A 597-nucleotide genomic window follows, 5' to 3' on the forward strand; every position below is an offset into this window, starting at 1 on the left:
TGGGGTGAAGTCGTAACAAGGTAGCCGTAGGGGAACCTGCGGCTGGATCACCTCCTTAATCGACGACCGCAGCTGCTTCATGAGCTCCCACACGAATTGCTTGATTCATTGAAGAAGACGATAGAAGCAGCTTTAAGCTCCAAGCTGATAGCTCACGCTAACAGTTACAAGCTCGAAATTGGGTCTGTAGCTCAGTTGGTTAGAGCGCACCCCTGATAAGGGTGAGGTCGGCAGTTCGAATCTGCCCAGACCCACCAATTTTGTAATGGGGCCATAGCTCAGCTGGGAGAGCGCCTGCCTTGCACGCAGGAGGTCAGCGGTTCGATCCCGCTTGGCTCCACCATAAACTGCTTCTGAAAGCTTAGAAATGAGCATTCCATCAACGTGATGGTGAATGTTGATTTCTAGTCTTTTGATTAGATCGTTCTTTAAAAATTTGGGTATGTGATAGAAAGATAGACTGAACGTTACTTTCACTGGTAACGGATCAGGCTAAGGTAAAATTTGTGAGTTGCTCTTTGAGCAAGATCGAATTTTCGGCGAATGTCGTCTTCACAGTATAACCAGATTGCTTGGGGTTATATGGTCAAGTGAAGA

General features: G+C 47.1%; 2 tRNA genes and 1 rRNA gene. All 3 read left to right on the forward strand.

Going from position 1 to position 597, the window contains the following annotated elements:
- Nucleotides 1-58: ribosomal RNA gene (locus AC3A5O_RS28750) — 16S ribosomal RNA — on the forward strand; the annotation flags it as partial.
- Between the two features lie 122 nt (nucleotides 59-180).
- A tRNA-Ile gene (locus AC3A5O_RS28755) sits at nucleotides 181-257 on the forward strand.
- Nucleotides 258-267: 10 nt separating this feature from the next.
- Nucleotides 268-343 (forward strand) — tRNA-Ala (locus AC3A5O_RS28760).
- Nucleotides 344-597: the final 254 nt, after the last annotated feature.

It is taken from the genome of Pseudomonas sp. Soil_N_39 (genome assembly GCF_057655955.1).